The 15,744-nt window shown below is 64.9% G+C and carries 17 protein-coding genes; 14 read left to right on the top strand and 3 right to left on the bottom strand.

What is annotated here, in order from left to right:
* Position 1: 1 nt before the first annotated feature.
* From CH289_RS20105 to CH289_RS20145, 9 genes are all read left to right on the top strand, one after another.
* The gene (locus CH289_RS20105; protein ID WP_094728410.1) at positions 2–778 is read left to right on the top strand and encodes a 16S rRNA (uracil(1498)-N(3))-methyltransferase; all 777 of its coding nucleotides are present in this window, start codon (positions 2–4) and stop codon (positions 776–778) included.
* A complete protein-coding gene (locus CH289_RS20110; protein ID WP_094728433.1) occupies positions 775–1,509 on the top strand; it encodes an alpha/beta hydrolase family protein in 735 nt (244 codons plus the stop codon). The genes CH289_RS20105 and CH289_RS20110 overlap by 4 nt, the downstream gene beginning before the upstream one ends.
* Positions 1,510–1,659: 150 nt before the next feature.
* Positions 1,660–2,661, top strand: a complete 1,002-nt coding sequence (locus tag CH289_RS20115; protein ID WP_230594157.1) for a PhoH family protein — start codon at positions 1,660–1,662, stop codon at positions 2,659–2,661.
* A 45-nt stretch (positions 2,662–2,706) separates the two neighbouring features.
* Positions 2,707–3,249, top strand: a complete 543-nt coding sequence (ybeY, locus tag CH289_RS20120) for an rRNA maturation RNase YbeY (protein WP_019667490.1) — start codon at positions 2,707–2,709, stop codon at positions 3,247–3,249.
* Positions 3,246–4,598 carry a hemolysin family protein gene (locus CH289_RS20125; protein ID WP_019667489.1) on the top strand — a complete coding sequence of 451 codons (1,353 nt, stop codon included), beginning with the start codon at positions 3,246–3,248 and terminating at the stop codon, positions 4,596–4,598. Before ybeY ends, CH289_RS20125 begins: the two co-directional genes overlap by 4 nt.
* A complete protein-coding gene (gene era, locus CH289_RS20130) occupies positions 4,595–5,506 on the top strand; it encodes a GTPase Era (RefSeq protein WP_094728411.1) in 912 nt (303 codons plus the stop codon). The genes CH289_RS20125 and era overlap by 4 nt, the downstream gene beginning before the upstream one ends.
* 52 nt (positions 5,507–5,558) lie before the next feature.
* Positions 5,559–6,383, top strand: a complete 825-nt coding sequence (gene recO, locus CH289_RS20135; protein ID WP_026348198.1) for a DNA repair protein RecO — start codon at positions 5,559–5,561, stop codon at positions 6,381–6,383.
* Positions 6,340–7,158 carry an isoprenyl transferase gene (locus CH289_RS20140; RefSeq protein WP_019667486.1) on the top strand — a complete coding sequence of 273 codons (819 nt, stop codon included), beginning with the start codon at positions 6,340–6,342 and terminating at the stop codon, positions 7,156–7,158. Before recO ends, CH289_RS20140 begins: the two co-directional genes overlap by 44 nt.
* Entirely contained in the window at positions 7,151–7,546 is a 396-nt protein-coding gene (locus CH289_RS20145) for a hypothetical protein (protein ID WP_094728412.1), read from the top strand. Before CH289_RS20140 ends, CH289_RS20145 begins: the two co-directional genes overlap by 8 nt.
* 1 nt (position 7,547) lies before the next feature.
* Here the strand turns inward: CH289_RS20145 and CH289_RS20150 are convergent, their stop codons facing one another.
* The gene (locus CH289_RS20150; protein WP_020111630.1) at positions 7,548–7,970 is read right to left on the bottom strand and encodes a Fur family transcriptional regulator; all 423 of its coding nucleotides are present in this window, start codon (positions 7,968–7,970) and stop codon (positions 7,548–7,550) included.
* Positions 7,971–7,973: 3 nt separating this feature from the next.
* The gene (locus CH289_RS20155; RefSeq protein WP_019667483.1) at positions 7,974–8,387 is read right to left on the bottom strand and encodes an ArsR/SmtB family transcription factor; all 414 of its coding nucleotides are present in this window, start codon (positions 8,385–8,387) and stop codon (positions 7,974–7,976) included.
* Positions 8,388–8,573: 186 nt separating this feature from the next.
* Here CH289_RS20155 and CH289_RS20160 point away from each other — a divergent pair, with 186 nt between their 5' ends.
* Positions 8,574–9,959 (top strand): glycine--tRNA ligase, encoded by a 1,386-nt coding sequence (locus CH289_RS20160; protein WP_019667482.1) that lies wholly within the window; start codon positions 8,574–8,576, stop codon positions 9,957–9,959.
* Between the two features lie 155 nt (positions 9,960–10,114).
* Here CH289_RS20160 and CH289_RS20165 read toward each other — a convergent pair whose 3' ends face one another.
* On the bottom strand, positions 10,115–12,112 hold the full coding sequence (locus CH289_RS20165) for a TPM domain-containing protein (protein WP_094728413.1): 1,998 nt from the start codon (positions 12,110–12,112) through the stop codon (positions 10,115–10,117).
* Positions 12,113–12,229: 117 nt separating this feature from the next.
* Between CH289_RS20165 and CH289_RS20170 the strand changes: the two genes are divergently transcribed.
* The 4 genes from CH289_RS20170 to CH289_RS20185 all read left to right on the top strand — a co-directional run bounded on the left by CH289_RS20170 (position 12,230) and on the right by CH289_RS20185 (position 15,705).
* Entirely contained in the window at positions 12,230–13,132 is a 903-nt protein-coding gene (locus CH289_RS20170) for an ABC transporter ATP-binding protein (RefSeq protein ID WP_094728414.1), read from the top strand.
* A complete protein-coding gene (locus CH289_RS20175) occupies positions 13,129–13,914 on the top strand; it encodes an ABC transporter permease (protein ID WP_094626442.1) in 786 nt (261 codons plus the stop codon). Before CH289_RS20170 ends, CH289_RS20175 begins: the two co-directional genes overlap by 4 nt.
* A 67-nt stretch (positions 13,915–13,981) precedes the next feature.
* Positions 13,982–15,100, top strand: coding sequence for a sensor histidine kinase (locus CH289_RS20180; RefSeq protein WP_230594135.1), 1,119 nt, complete (start codon positions 13,982–13,984; stop codon positions 15,098–15,100).
* A complete protein-coding gene (locus CH289_RS20185) occupies positions 15,097–15,705 on the top strand; it encodes a response regulator transcription factor (RefSeq protein WP_019667477.1) in 609 nt (202 codons plus the stop codon). Before CH289_RS20180 ends, CH289_RS20185 begins: the two co-directional genes overlap by 4 nt.
* The last annotated feature ends 39 nt before the right edge of the window (positions 15,706–15,744 follow it).

Consider the following 15,744-nt stretch of genomic DNA (forward strand, 5'->3'; position numbering starts at 1 on the left):
GATGGCGGCTACCGTCTTCTATCTCGATCCGCTGCCCGCGGTCGGTGGCGTCGCCGTGCTGGACGGCAAGGAAGGTCACCACGCCGCCACGGTCCGGCGCATCCGCGTCGGCGAACGGATACTGCTGTCCGACGGTAGAGGCGGCCTCGCCGACACCGTCGTGACGGCTGCGGAGAAAAACCGTCTCGAGCTGTCGGTGAACGCTCGATCCGCAGCGACGCCGCCGACTCCGACCGTCGGCCTGGTCCAGGCGCTACCCAAAGCAGAGCGCTCGGAGTTGGCCGTCGAACTGGCCACCGAAGCGGGTATCGATTCGATTCACCCGTGGCAGTCCGCGCGCTGCGTTGCGCGCTGGGACGGACCGAAGGCAGCCAAGGGCGTCGCGCGATGGCAAGGAGTCGCAGCCGCGGCGTCGAAGCAGTCCAGGCGACCGTTCGTGCCGTCGGTGAGCGACGTGCAGGACACCGCAGGCGTGGTCTCCCTGGTGCGCGACGTGGTCGGACGAGGCGGGGTGGTCGCGGTGCTGCACGAGGCGGCAACCGCCGAGTTCTCTTCGCTCCCGTTCCGAACCGTCCCGGAGGTCCTGTTGATCGTCGGGCCGGAGGGCGGCATCGACGACAAGGAGATCGCTCGGCTGACGGATGCCGGGGCGACCCCGGTCATGCTGGGGCCCACGGTGTTACGGACGTCGACGGCGGCAGCGGTTGCGCTGGGTGCGATCGGGGCACTCACCGACAGATGGAGGCACGCGCCCCTCGACTTCGGATCGCCGGAATGAAGCGAACCACCATCGCCTACGGTGACCACCCGCAGCAGTTCGGGCATCTGTATCTGCCCGAAGGTGATTCGACGGAACCACTTTCGGTCGTCGTGGTCATCCACGGCGGCTTCTGGAGTGGGCAGTACGCGCTCAACCTGGGAACGCAGTACGCCGTCGAATGCGCGCGGGCCGGGTACGCCGCCTGGAACATCGAGTACCGACGTGTGGGTGCCGGAGGGCTCTGGCCCGAGATCAGCAGCGACGTGGCGTCGGCCGTCGCCGCGGTCGCCACTGTGGTGCAGGACAATTCACCGCGCACGCTGAATCTCGCCGACGTGCGTCTGCTGGGTCATTCGGCCGGTGGCCACCTCGCGGTCTGGCTTGCCGGGGAGCGGGACGTCGCAATTCGGCCGTCGCGGGTGGTGTCGCAGGCGGGTGTACTCGATCTGGTGTCCCGCGCCTCCTACGAGCCGATTCGGGCACTCTTCGACGTCGACTACGACGACGCGCCGCAGACCTACCGTGCGGCATCGCCGCTCCATCGCGTGCCGACCGGTATTCCCGTGCACTGCATCCACGGGGCCGAGGACGTGCAGGTCTCGGTGTCGCAGAGCGAAGAGTACGCAAAGGCGGCACGTGCGGCGGGAGACCACGTGACCTCGGTCGTCGTCGACGGCGAGGATCATTTCGCATTTCTCCAGCCCGGTAGCCGATGCTGGAAGCACTCTCTCGCCGCGGTGGTGGAGTGACGCTGCGGGCGGAGTAATTGGAATGCGCTCACATCCAGGAGCGTTAAACTTCCAACAGCCGAGTTCGAGACCAGACAACCGAAAGCAGGCCATAGCCACCACGTGAGTGAACACAGCGATCTTCCTGCCGAACGCCAGGTTCGGTCGAGTATGGAATTGGCACCAGAAGCGGTTCCGCCGCTGCTGGGACCGTCGGACGAGAACCTACGCACACTCGAGCAGATGCTGAGCGCGGATATCCATGTGCGCGGTAACGCGGTGACGCTCAGCGGCAAGGTCGCGGACGTCGCGCTGGCGGAACGCGTGATCTCCGAGCTGGCGGCCGTCGTCAAGCGTGCCCAACCTCTGACTCCCGACGCCGTCCGGCGCACGGTGGCGATGCTCACCGAGGGCGTCTCCGAGTCGCCGGCCGAGGTCCTCAGCTTGGACATCCTCTCGCGCCGAGGCAAGACCATTCGGCCGAAGACCCTCAACCAGAAGCGGTACGTCGACGCCATCGACGCGAACACCATCGTGTTCGGCATCGGGCCTGCGGGAACCGGCAAGACCTACCTCGCCATGGCGAAGGCCGTGCAGGCTCTGCAGGCCAAGCAGGTCAGTCGAATCATCCTGACCAGGCCGGCAGTGGAGGCCGGCGAGCGTCTCGGATTCCTGCCCGGCACGTTGCACGAGAAGATCGATCCGTATCTGCGTCCGCTGCACGACGCGTTGCACGACATGATGGACGTCGAAGCCATCCCGAAGCTGATGCAGGCGGGCGTCATCGAGGTGGCGCCACTCGCGTACATGCGTGGCCGAACCCTCAACGATGCCTTCATCATTCTCGACGAGGCTCAGAACACCACTGCCGAGCAGATGAAGATGTTCCTGACGCGGTTGGGGTTCGGATCCAAGATCGTCGTCACCGGAGACGTCACCCAGGTCGACCTGCCGGGTGGAGCTCGATCGGGTCTGCGCGCCGCGAGCGAAATCCTGACCGAGGTCGACGACATCCACTTCGCGCAGCTGACCAGCAGTGACGTGGTTCGGCATCGGCTGGTGTCCGACATCGTCGACGCGTACGAGCGCTTCGAGTCCTCGCGCGAGAGCAACGACTCGATCGGCAACCGTGCGCAGCGACGCTCGGGTGGGGCACGTGCCGCACGCCGTTAGACTCATGGCTGCCCGAGCGGAGAATCGACAGAGAATGAGCGGTAGATGAGTATCGAGGTGTCCAACGAATCGGGGATGGATGTCTCCGAGCCGGAACTGGTGAGCGTGGCGAGGTTCGCGATCGCGAGTATGGACGTGCACCCTGCCGCCGAACTGTCGATGGTGCTGGTGGACTCGGCGACCATGGCCGACCTGCACATGCGGTGGATGGATCTCCCGGGTCCGACGGACGTGATGTCGTTTCCCATGGACGAACTGGAGCCCGGAGGCCGTCCCGACGCCCCCGAGCCGGGGCCGTCGATGCTCGGCGACATCGTGTTGTGTCCGTCGTTCGCTGCCGATCAGGCAGCCGCAGCCGGGCACCCGCTGGAACACGAACTCGCTCTTCTCACGGTGCACGGTGTGCTGCATCTGCTCGGCTACGACCACGCCGAGCCCGACGAGGAGAAGGAGATGTTCGGTCTCCAGAATCGCATCCTCGAAGAATGGTACGAGGATCTCCGGCGGACCGAGGAAGCCGAGATCCAAGCGGCTCGCGACGCACGGCTACTGGGCAAAACCGGGTTCTCCAGGGACGAGAACCTGTGAGCAGTGCACCCGCACTCATCGTTTCCGCAGTGGTGCTGGTGCCCGTCGCAGGTGTCTTCGCTGCCGTCGACTCGGCCCTCAACACCGTGTCGCGGGCACGGATCGAGGACATGGCCAAGGACGAGCGGCCCGGTGCAATCGGATTGCTCGAGGTGGTCGCGGACCGGCCACGCTACGTCAACCTGACGGTTCTGCTGCGCATTCTGTGCGAGATCGCGGCAACCGTACTTCTCGTCGGCGGCATGATGGACCTGCTGTCGGAAACACTCGCTCTGACGGTCACCGCCGTCGTCATGGTGCTGGTCAGCTATGTGGCGGTAGGTGTCGGCCCGCGAACGCTCGGTAGGCAGCACGCGTACTCGATTGCATTGTCCGCCGCGTTTCCGCTTCGAGCTCTCGGCTGGATACTCGGCCCGATCAGCCGGCTTCTCATCCTCATCGGAAATGCCATCACACCCGGTCGGGGTTTTCGCAACGGTCCGTTCGCGTCGGAGATCGAGCTTCGCGAGCTGGTGGACATGGCCCGCGAACGCGGCGTCGTCGCCGACGACGAGCGTCGGATGATCCAGTCGGTGTTCGAACTCGGGGACACCTCCGCGCGCGAGATCATGGTGCCCCGCCCGGAGATGGTGTGGATCGAATCCGACAAGTCGGCAGGCCAAGCCACATCCCTTGCAGTCCGCAGCGGACACTCCCGTATCCCGGTCATCGGCGAGAACGTCGACGACGTCGTGGGCGTGGTGTATCTCAAGGACCTCGTCCAGCGGACGTACTACTCCACCGACGGTGGCCGCGGCGTCAAGGTCGACGAACTGATGCGGCCTGCGGTGTTCGTGCCGGATTCGAAGGCACTGGACAGCCTGCTGGCCGAGATGCAGCGCGATCGAAACCACATGGCCCTGCTGGTCGACGAATACGGTGGCATCGCAGGGCTGGTGACCATCGAGGACGTGCTGGAGGAGATCGTCGGCGAGATCGCCGACGAATACGATTCCGCCGAGGTGGCGCCCATCGAGGACCTGGGGGACGGCACCTATCGTGTATCCGCCCGCGTCACACTGGAGGACGTCGGTGAACTGTTCGACATCGAGATCGAGTCCGAGGACGTGGACACCATCGGTGGCCTGCTCGGCTACGAGCTCGGCCGCGTGCCGCTACCCGGTTCGCGCGTCGAGACACACGGCCTGATCCTGATCGGCGAAGGTGGGGCGGACCCACGTGGGCGAGTACGCATCACGACCGTTCTGGTGGAACGAGTGCCAGCTCCCGAAGAGGACGACGAGCACGACACGGCAGACGACGACGATCCCAGCCACACACGGCGGGAAGAGCTGGGAGACGAAGAATGACCGACGCAGGCACCGAATTTCGATCAGGATTCATCTGTTTCGTCGGACGGCCGAACACCGGCAAGTCGACGCTCACCAACGCGCTCGTCGGCTCCAAGATCGCGATCACCTCGTCCCGGCCGCAGACGACGCGGCACACCATCCGCGGAATCGTTCACCGCGAGCACGCGCAGCTGATCCTCGTCGACACGCCCGGACTCCACCGGCCCAGAACGCTTCTGGGGCAGCGCCTGAACGACCTGGTTCAGGAAACGTACTCCGAGGTCGACATCATCGGGCTCTGCATCCCGGCCGACGAGAAGATCGGCCCCGGCGATCGGTGGATCCTCGAACAGGTGCGTCACATCGCGCCCAGGACCACGTTGATCGGCATCGTCACCAAGATCGACAAAGTCAAGAAGGAACGCGTCGTACAGCAGTTGATGGCGCTCTCGAAGCTCCTCGGCGAGGACAGTCACGTCATTCCGGTCTCCGCCGCGTCGGGTGAGCAGGTGGAAAAGCTCGTCGACCTGTTCGCGTCGGAGCTCCCGGAGGGCCCTGCCTTCTACCCGGACGGCGAATTGACCGACGAGCCCGAAGACGTCCTGATGGCCGAGCTCATCCGCGAAGCAGCGCTGGAAGGCGTGCGCGACGAACTCCCGCACTCGCTCGCCGTGGTGATCGACGAGGTCACCCCTCGCGAGGGCCACGACAACATGCTCGACGTCCACGCGATCCTCTACGTCGAACGCCCGAGCCAGAAAGCCATCATCATCGGCAAAGGCGGATCGAGACTGAAAGAGGTCGGCACCGCGTCGAGGCTGCAGATCGAAAAACTCCTCGGCACGAGGATCTACCTCGACCTGCACGTCAAAATTGCCAAGGACTGGCAGACCAACCCGAAGCAGATGGGCAAACTGGGCTTCTAGAAGCCCGAGTGGCGAAGATGCGCTACCCCCGCTCCGTGGGACACTGGAGTACGTGAGGCTATACCGGGACAACGCAGTCGTGCTGCGCCAGCACAAGCTGGGCGAGGCCGACCGTATTGTCACGCTCCTGACTCGTGACAACGGCATCGTTCGGGCCGTCGCGAAGGGGGTGCGCCGCACGAAATCGAAGTTCGGCGCTCGGCTCGAGCCCTTTGCCCACGTCGACTTGCTTCTTCATCCGGGTCGAAATCTGGACATCGTCACCCAGGTGCACACCGTCAACGCGTTCGGCGGCGACATCGTCAGCGACTACGGCTGCTACACCACCGGCTGCGCGATCCTCGAGACCGCGGAGCGGCTGGCCGGTGAAGAACATGCACCGGCGAAACGTCTGCACCAGCTGACCGTGGGCGCGCTGCGTGCGCTCGCCGACCGATCTCACCCTCCTGAATTGATTCTCGACGCGTTCCTGCTCCGAGCCATGGGCTTCTCCGGCTGGGCGCCGTCGTTGACCGAATGCGCGCGGTGTGCAGCTCCGGGGCCGCACCGAGCATTTCATGTCGCGGCAGGTGGGTCCGTGTGCGTGCACTGCCGGCCTCCGGGTTCGGCGACGCCCATGACCGGCGTCGTAGACCTGATGGTCGCCCTCGAACGCGGTGAATGGGACTACACGGAAACGACGTCGACGGCCGTTCGGTCCCAAGCCAGTGGACTGGTCGCCGCTCATCTTCAGTGGCACCTGGAACGTCAACTCCGGACGTTGCCGCTCGTCGAACGCACAGCGCCGCATCAGGTCGGGCCTGGTGCGGTTCGAGCAACCGGCGTCGGGCAGGATGAAGACCGTGATTCTCCGACGCGAACCGCGCAGTCAGTCTGACGGTGACAGGGCGATTCGGCCCCCTGATCCACACCCGTCGGGAGCCACGCCTCCGATCATTCAGCCCGAACTGATTCCGCGTCACGTCGCCCTCGTCATGGACGGCAACGGCCGGTGGGCACAGGACCGAGGAATGCCACGAACCGCAGGTCACGAGCGCGGCGAGGCTGTGCTCATGGACACCGTTTGCGGATGCATCGACATCGGAGTCAAGTGGCTGTCGGCCTACGCGTTCTCGACCGAGAACTGGAAGCGCAGCCCGGACGAGGTGAAGTTCCTGATGGGCTTCAACCGCGACGTGATCCGGCGTCGCCGTGACGAGATGAACGAGATGGGTGTCCGAGTTCGGTGGGCCGGACGACGGCCTCGCTTGTGGCGCAGCGTCATCAAGGAACTGGAAGTCGCCGAGGAACTGACGAAGAAGAACACCGTCATGACGCTGACGATGTGCGTCAATTATGGTGGGCGTGCCGAGATCGCCGACGCAACACGAGAAATCGCACGTCAGGTGGCGGCGGGAAAACTCGATCCCGAGAAGATCACCGAAGCCACCGTCGCCAAGTACCTCGACGAAGCAGACATGCCGGACGTCGATCTGTTCCTGCGTCCGTCGGGGGAGCAGCGCACATCCAACTTCCTCATCTGGCAGTCCGCATACGCGGAGTTCGTCTTTCAGAAGAAACTGTTTCCGGATTTCGATCGCCGGGACCTCTGGGAAGCGTGCATCGAGTACGCGTCCAGGGACCGTCGATTCGGAGGAGTGAAGTATGAGTGAGCCCACGACCCTGCAGTCGCGTGCCGAACTGGCGCTGTCGCAGTACGCGACGGTCGTCGTCGGAGAGGAAGGCTCGCTCGGCTTCGACTATGCCGGGGCCCTGTGTTCCCTCCGCTCGGTGGCACTGTCGCCAGGGCTCGAGGTGCTGTCGCTGACGGCGGTGCTGGCGTGGGACCGGCCCCTCAAGGCCGCTCTGCACAAGAAGGTGGCGGACCGTAATGCGGACTCGCAGTTCGGGTCCATCTCGGTGAACGTCCACGAGAAATCGGCGGATGTGCTGCTGCGCTACACGTTTCCGGCGAGTGGCCTCGACGACGAAGCCCTGATGACCATGCTGGTGCTGGTCCTCGGGGGAGTGGAGAAAGCGCGCGAGGGCCTGCTTCCGTGACCTACTTGGCCCTGCACTCGTTGCAGGTGCCGAAGATCTCGATGGTGTGGCTGACGTCGGAGAATCCGTTGTCCTCCGCGACGCCCTGCGACCACTTCTCGACTGTGGGGCCCTCGACCTCGACCGTGTAGCCGCAATCACGACAGACCAGATGGTGGTGGTGGCCGGACGAGCACCGCCGGTAGACCGATTCCCCGGTGTCGATTCTGAGGACGTCGACGGTGCCGGCATCGGCCAGAGCCTGGAGAGTGCGATACACCGTCGTCAGCCCGATGCCTTCACCGCGCTTGCGCAGCTCGTCGTGCAGATCCTGCGCCGACCGGAACTCGTCGATGTTGTCCAACAGATCCGAGATGGCACTGCGCTGCTTCGTTGCTCGGATCCCGACTGCGACGGGCTTGCGGGTTCTCGTGCTCTCCGGCATCTATCAGCCTTCCTCTGCGTGGGCGACAGCGTCGACGACGATGTGAGCCAGGTGATCGTCGACCAGTCGGTACAGCACTTCGCGTCCATTGCGTTCACCCTGTACGACACCGGCGGCCTTGAGCACGCGCAGGTGCTGACTGATCAACGGTTGGGTCACTCCGAGGGCGCCCACCAGTTCGTGGACGCACCTCTCGGATTCACGAAGTTGCAGCACGATCGCGATTCGAACAGGCGCTGCCAGCGCGCGCAGGATGTCGCCTGCGGCCGTCAGTGTCTCCTTGGCCGGGACCGGCGCGGGCGGCGCAGACACGAACGGATCGTGCACGTGGGCTTCGGTGGAGGGGCTGTGTGCAGGCTGTTCGTTGCCGAGGTGCGAAGGGTCCGTCTCCAGGATTGCCAACAGATTCTCCTTCATGTTCAGGGCTCGCGTACCTGCTTCACAGTAGTCCAGCGATCGTTAATGCAAATCACTTCCATTTTGATATGCACGAGTGCGCATGTCAAACGCGAACGGGAGCGTTCGGAGAAAGCGGCCCTCGACCGATAGTCTTGACGCCTGTACAAGTCCCTCTCGCAAGACACAAGATGGAGAGCTCCGCCAGTGGCACCCAAGTCCAAAGTCGAAACCGTCGCCAACCTCGCCAAGCGTCGAGGACTCGTCTACCAGTGCGGTGAGATCTACGGCGGTACCAAGTCGGCGTGGGACTACGGTCCGCTCGGCGTCGAGCTCAAGGACAACATCAAGAAGCAGTGGTGGCGCAACATGGTCACCAGCCGCGAAGACACGGTCGGCCTCGATTCCTCGGTGATCCTTCCGCGCGAGGTGTGGGAAGCGTCGGGACACGTCGAGACGTTCTCCGATCCGCTGGTCGAGTCGCTCATCACGCACAAGCGCTATCGCGCAGACCACCTCCTCGAAGCGTACGAAGAGAAGCACGGACGACCGCCGGAGAACGGTCTCGCCGACATCCGTGACCCCGAAACCGGCGACCCCGGCCAGTGGACCGAGCCCCGCGCGTTCTCGGGTCTGCTCAAGACCTACCTCGGACCGGTCGACAACGAAGAAGGCCTGCACTACCTGCGTCCCGAGACGGCGCAGGGAATCTTCGTCAACTTCGCCAACGTCCTCACCACCTCGCGCAAGAAGCCGCCCTTCGGCATCGGCCAGATCGGCAAGAGCTTCCGCAACGAGATCACCCCCGGCAACTTCATCTTCCGCACCCGTGAGTTCGAGCAGATGGAGATGGAGTTCTTCGTCAAGCCGGGCGAGGACGACGAGTGGCACCAGTACTGGATCGACTACCGCATGAAGTGGTACACCGACCTGGGTATCGACCCCGAGAACCTGCGCCTCTACGAGCACGCGCAGGAGAAGCTCTCGCACTACTCCAAGCGAACCGTCGACATCGAATACCGCTTCAAGTTCCAGGGCAGCGAATGGGGCGAGCTCGAAGGCATCGCCAACCGCACCGACTACGACCTGTCGGTCCACTCCAAAGCGTCCGGTCAGGACCTCAGCTACTACGAGCAGGCGACGGACACCCGCTACACGCCGTACGTCATCGAGCCCGCAGCCGGCCTGACGCGTTCACTCATGGCATTCCTCGTCGACGCCTACACCGAGGACGAAGCCCCCAACGCCAAGGGTGGCGTCGACAAGCGCGTCGTACTCAAGCTCGACCGTCGCCTCGCACCGGTCAAGGTCGCCGTACTGCCGCTCTCGCGCAACGCCGACCTGACTCCGAAGGCCAAGGACCTCGCACAGCAGCTGCGCGCCTACTGGAACGTCGAATTCGACGACGCCGGCGCCATCGGCCGCCGCTACCGTCGTCAGGACGAAATCGGTACGCCGTTCTGCATCACCGTCGACTTCGACACCCTCGACGACCAGGCGGTCACCATCCGCGAGCGCGACACCATGGCACAGGAACGCGTCGCCCTCGATCAAGTCGAGGCCTACCTCGCGGCCCGGCTACTGGGCGCCTAGTCCACCCCTCGCCGCAGCTTCGGCTCGGTCGAGACCCGCACGTAGCACCGAATGAGCCGTTCGGTCACTCCAAGTGACCGAACGGTTCATTCGCTCACCGGACGGGGCGCTGTTCGCTCACCGGACGGGGCGCTGGTTCGGCCACCGGAGAGGAGCTAGAACCGACCGCCGCCGCCACCGAAGCCGCCGCCACCACCGCCCCCGCCGAAGCCTCCGCCTCCGAAACCACCACCGCCGAAGCCACCGCCTCCGCCGCCGCGGAGGACGCTGTTGATGAGGATGCCGCCGAGGACTGCGCCGGCGACGTTGCCCCCGCTGCTACCGCCTCGTGGGCGGTTGTGATTCTCCCAGTCCCGTACGTCGGCCTGCGCGGACTGAGATGCCCTCGATGCCAGCTGGGCTGCTGCCTGTGCGTGCTGGATTGCCTTGGCCGGGTCCGAGGATTCGAGTTGTCGAGCCGCAGCGAAGTGCCGTTCAGCTTCGGCGAGCCTCGTACGAGCTTCCGCGCCGACGCCGCCGCGTCGGGTGGAGATGTAGTCATTCGCTGCGGTGATCTGGGATTGTGCGCCGCCGAGGTCGCGGGCCAGTCGTGAACGGAGCAGATCGTCCTGGGTCTTCGCCTCGGTGGCGTCGGCGATGACGGCATCGAGGTGTTGATCGGCAGCGACGAGTTGCGTGAAGCTGCCGAGCGGATCGGTCGCTTTGGATTCTTCGGCGATGCGGAGTGCCTGCTCGGCCGCGGCGCGTGCGTTCTGAAGCTCCTGTCCGCCGTGCTCGGCGAGCGTGGCGGCATTCTGGATGTCGCGACGAACGTCGTCGATCGCTGCGGGCAGTGTGGCAATTGCATTGCGAATGTCGTTCTGCGCGTGGTCTACTCCGTCGAGCAGTGCCCGAGCCTGGTCGACGGCTTTTTCCGCGGTCCGGATCGCGGACACGAGCTCGCCCTGTTGGCCTGCGGGTTTCGTCGCAGCCTCGCGGCCGACCTCGATGTTGCGCTCGGCCAGTTCGATGTCCTCCTGGGCCATGGTGATGTTCGACGAGATCGAGGCGAGCGCCGGCTCCGCGAACTCGGTGTGCAGTGCCTTCAGAACGGCATCCGACTCGGGTACGCGCACGGTGAGTTCGACGACGGCCTGCGTCAGCGAGTCGAGCTTGGAATCTGCGTTGATCAGCAGGTCTCGCATCGACTCGAACTCGGCGACCCGCGAATTCAGTTCGTGATCGGCGCGGCCACACGAGGAGATGATCTGGATGAGCATCGAGCGTCGCTGTTCCGGAGTTTCCGGGATGGCGTCGTCGAGGCGTTGACGGATCTCGAACGCGGTTCCGAGCGCCTTCTTCGCCTCTTCGAACGCGGTGATGAACGGGGCGGAGGTGGTGTCGCCGAATTCCGAGCGCGCGATCGACAGTTCTTCCTCGCTCGACCGGACGGCGTTGTCGGTTTCGACGAGCATCGTGTGCGCTCTCGCGTCGAGAATTTCCAGGGGTAGAGCGGACAGTGCTGCGGTGTCGGTGGGGTCGATGTTGTGTGCAGCGTCGATTCCCGCTTGCCTGCGTGCTTTGTTGCGCCGCGAGGAGTAGACGACGGCGCCGCCTCCGGCAACGACCACGACGCCTGCGCCGATCAGCCACGGTGTACTGGAGCCGCCGCTGCCGGAACTCGCATACGCTTCGCCGAGCGATCCAGCGGCAACGATGGCTGCGCCGGACCAATCCTGTTCTCGCAGAGCGGGCTCGACGTCGTCGGTCCGAATGTCCGTCTGCTCGCTCGCGGTGATTCGGTCCAACGACGTGTCGACGGCGAGGTAGTACGACCGGTCGACGGTGGCGACCGCCAACAGCACGTCGCGCTGCCCGAAGTCGCTCGCCTGATAGGTCTGCTGGGCCCATTGCTCGGCCGACAGGTTGTCGAAGTCGGCGACGTACGTGACCCACAGTCGCAGTTGTGCCGAGTTGTACAGATCGTCGATCGCGGCCTGAACGTCGACGAGTTCCGATTCGTCGAGTGCACCGACCGAATCCGATATCTGGCCGGCGAGCCTCGACGGCGCTTCCGCAGAGGCCGGGGCCGTCACTCCGATCAGGGTGGCCAACCCGAGCATCGACATGAGAACAGTGACTGCGAAAAAGCGTCGGACCGTGAACTGCGTCATGAGATGAGAATCTACCGTCCGGTGGTAACACCGCGGCACCACCCATGACAGGTGTCACGGCAACAACGTGACGCTCGGACGAGGGATGAAAGGCCGAACGCGAGCAGGGTAGTTCTCATGACAACAACACCTGCGGTGCATCTCGAGCACCTGAGCAAAGCTTTCGGGAAAGTCCAGGCCGTCGCGGATGTGGGTTTGCGCGTGGAGCCCGGTGAAGTGGTGGCGTTTCTCGGTCCGAACGGAGCGGGCAAGACGACGACGATCGACATGATGCTCGGGCTGGCCAAGCCCGATACGGGTACTGCGCGGGTGTTCGGCCGCTCACCCGCCGAGGCGATCGCCGACGGGAGGGTATCGGCGGTGATGCAGAGCGGAGGGCTCATCCGGGATCTGTCGGTCCGCGAGACGATTCAGCTGACCGCGTCACTGTTTCCGCGCACGAGTCCGGTCGACAGCGTTCTCGAGCGTGCCGGGATCACTGGGATCGCTGATCGGCGCGTGGCGAAATGCTCCGGGGGTGAGCAGCAGCGGCTTCGCTTCGCCCTCGCGTTGCTGCCGGAACCCGATCTGATTCTTCTCGACGAGCCCACGACCGGAATGGATGTCGAAGGGCGGCGCGACTTCTGGAATGCGATTCGTCACGATGCTCGCGACGGCCGCACGGTCATGTTCGCGACGCACTATCTCGACGAGGCCGACGCGTACGCGGATCGAATCGTGCTCCTGCGCCACGGCAGGATCGTCGCCGACGGCAGCGCTGCGGAAGTCAAGAACCTCGCCTCCGGTCGAACTGTCACGGCAACGGCCCGCGGTGTGGATCAGACTGCGCTGCTGCGTATTCCAGGTGTGGACCACGTCGAGATGCGCGGCGAGCGAGTGATAGTCCACGGCAAGGATTCCGATGCCGTCGCGCGGTATCTGTTGACGTGCACCGACGCCGTCGACGTAGAAATCGTCTCCAAGAACCTCGAGGATGCATTCCTCGCTCTGACAACCGATCTCGTAGGAAGTGCGACATGACCACAGCAACCGCTCCTCGCCCGACCCTGGCTCTCGGAGGGTTCAGCCCCACGTTTCTCGGACTGGAGATCAAGAGGTTGTTCCGCAATCGGCGGACCATTGCCTTCACTCTCGTCATGCCACCGGTGTTCTTCGTGATCTTCGGTTCGCAGTCGGATTTCAAGTCCGACTATTCCTTCGCGCACGGCAACGTCACCGCGTACATCGCCATCAGCATGGCGGTCTACGGTGCGATGCTGGGCGCAACCAGCGGTGGAGCGATGGTGTCCGTCGAGCGGGCGCAGGGCTGGAGCAGACAGCTCCGGCTGACACCGCTGCGTCCGGTCGCGTACATCGTCACCAAGATCCTGGTCGCGATGACGATGGGCCTCGCGTCGGTGGTGGCGGTCTTCGTGGTCGCCGCGTTCGTCGGGGCGGACATGCCGATCTGGATCTGGATCACCAGCGGCCTCATCGCGTGGCTCGGAAGCGGCGTGTTCGCAGCCTTCGGACTGTTCATGGGATACCTGCTGCCGTCCGAGAACGTGATGCAGGTCCTCGGTCCGCTCCTCGCCGTCCTCGCGTTCGCCGGCGGACTGTTCGTACCGCTGGCAGACAGCGGATGGTTCCCCTTCGTTGCCAAGTTCACTCCGCTCTACGGGCTCGCGACGGTTGCCCGTGCGCCGTTCACCGATCCGACGACGGGGACGCTCGTGGTCGCTCTGGCCAACCTGGCCGTCTGGGCCGGTCTGTTCGTACTCGGTGCCGCCGTGTTGTTCCGCCGAGACACCAAGCGTGTCTGACCGATCCGCTGTGCGTGGAAATGTGTCCCCTGGGACACATTTCCACGCACGTACTAGCGTGTTCGCCATGACCCGGTCAGACACGGACGACTCCGAGGGACTTGGACGGACGTTCCGTTTCGGCTGGGTCTTCGGCATGATCTGGCTGTTCTATCTCGCGTACCCGCTGGGGGAGTCCCTGGCGCTGCCCAGTCTGGCCGGGAAAGTGGCGGGCGTGACCGCCGTCGTCGCGTTCGGTGCCCTGTTCGTCGTCACGTTCTGGGCATTTCGCACTGCGCGACGGGAAGGACCTGCGCTCGCCCGTGGATGGGCTTGGGCGAGCCTGGCCGGCATGGCGGCACTGACGCTGTTCCTCGCGGTACTCATCGGAAGTCAGGCGTTCGGCGCGACCATCTACATGGCGGTTCTCGCCATGATGACGTTGTCCACCCGTCAGGCGTGGGCGGTTGTCATCGCACTGGTCGCCGTCGTCGAACTTCTGCCCCGCATCGTTTCGTCCTGGGATCCCGGTTCCTTCTTCGCATTTCAGCTCGTGATCAGCGCAGTTGCGGCCTGGGGAATCACTCAGGTCTTCAAGCGCAACCATGAACTCGCCGAGGCACGGCAACAGCTCGCCGACCTCGCCGTCGTCGCCGAGCGTGAACGAGTGAGCCGCGATGTCCACGACATTCTCGGGCACTCGCTGACCGTCATCACGGTGAAAGCAGAACTCGCCGGGCGGCTCGTCGAGATCGATCCTGCCCGGGCGGCCGTCGAGATCGCCGAGGTGGAAGCTCTCGCTCGGGAAGCACTCGGCGATGTCCGTTCCACCGTCGGGGCCATGCGCACGGTCGACGTCGCAACGGAACTCGCGTCGGCGCGGTCGGCTCTCGACGCGGCGGGGATCGACGCCGTGTTTCCCACCGATGCCGACGTGGTCCCTCTCCGCAACCGTGAACTGTTCGGGTGGACTGTGCGCGAAGCGGTCACCAACGTGATCCGGCACAGTGGGGCCCGGCAGTGCACGGTGGTCGTCGAACCCGGTCGCATCGAGATCTCCGACGACGGCGTCGGCACGTCCGGAAGGATCTCGGACGACGGACACGGCCTGCGAGGGCTCGCCGAGCGCGTGAAGGCGTCGAACGGCTCGTTGAGCGTGGGGAAGTCAGCTGCGGGTGGATTCCGGGTGGAAGTGGTGGCGGCATGAGTATCCGGTTGCTGTTGGCAGACGATCAGGCTCTCGTCCGAGGCGCCTTGGCGGCGCTGCTGGACTTGGAATCCGATCTGGAGGTCGTCGCGGAAGTCGGGCGCGGCGACGAGGTGGTTGCGGCGGCCGTGGAGCATCGCCCGGACGTCGCACTGCTGGACGTAGAGATGCCTGGCCTCGACGGCATCGCAGCGACTGCAGAACTGAGAAAGCACTACCCCGGTTGCCGAGTGATGATCGTCACCACTTTCGGCCGGCCCGGATATCTGCGACGCGCCATCGACGCGGGTGCCGATGGCTTCGTCGTCAAGGACACCCCGGCGCGCCAACTCGCCGACGCCGTCCGGCGCGTTCACATGGGCCTGCGGGTGGTCGATCCCACTCTCGCAACCGAGACGTTGACCGACGGAGTGTCCCCGCTGACGGCACGTGAGCAGGAAGTTCTCCGTGCTGCTGCCGAGGGAGGAACCGCAGGTCGAGTCGCCGCTGCGCTCCATCTGTCGGAAGGGACGGTACGGAATCACCTGTCCGCGGCAATCGGAAAAACGGGTACGACGACGCGAGCCGAGGCAATCCGAGTCGCGCGGGAACGGGGATGGTTGTAGGCCGCCCCGCGTGCCCAGGCGCCTTCTCGCGGGTCGGGC

The sequence above is a fragment of the Rhodococcus sp. RS1C4 genome (assembly GCF_002258225.1).
GTDB lineage: Bacteria > Actinomycetota > Actinomycetes > Mycobacteriales > Mycobacteriaceae > Rhodococcoides > Rhodococcoides fascians_E.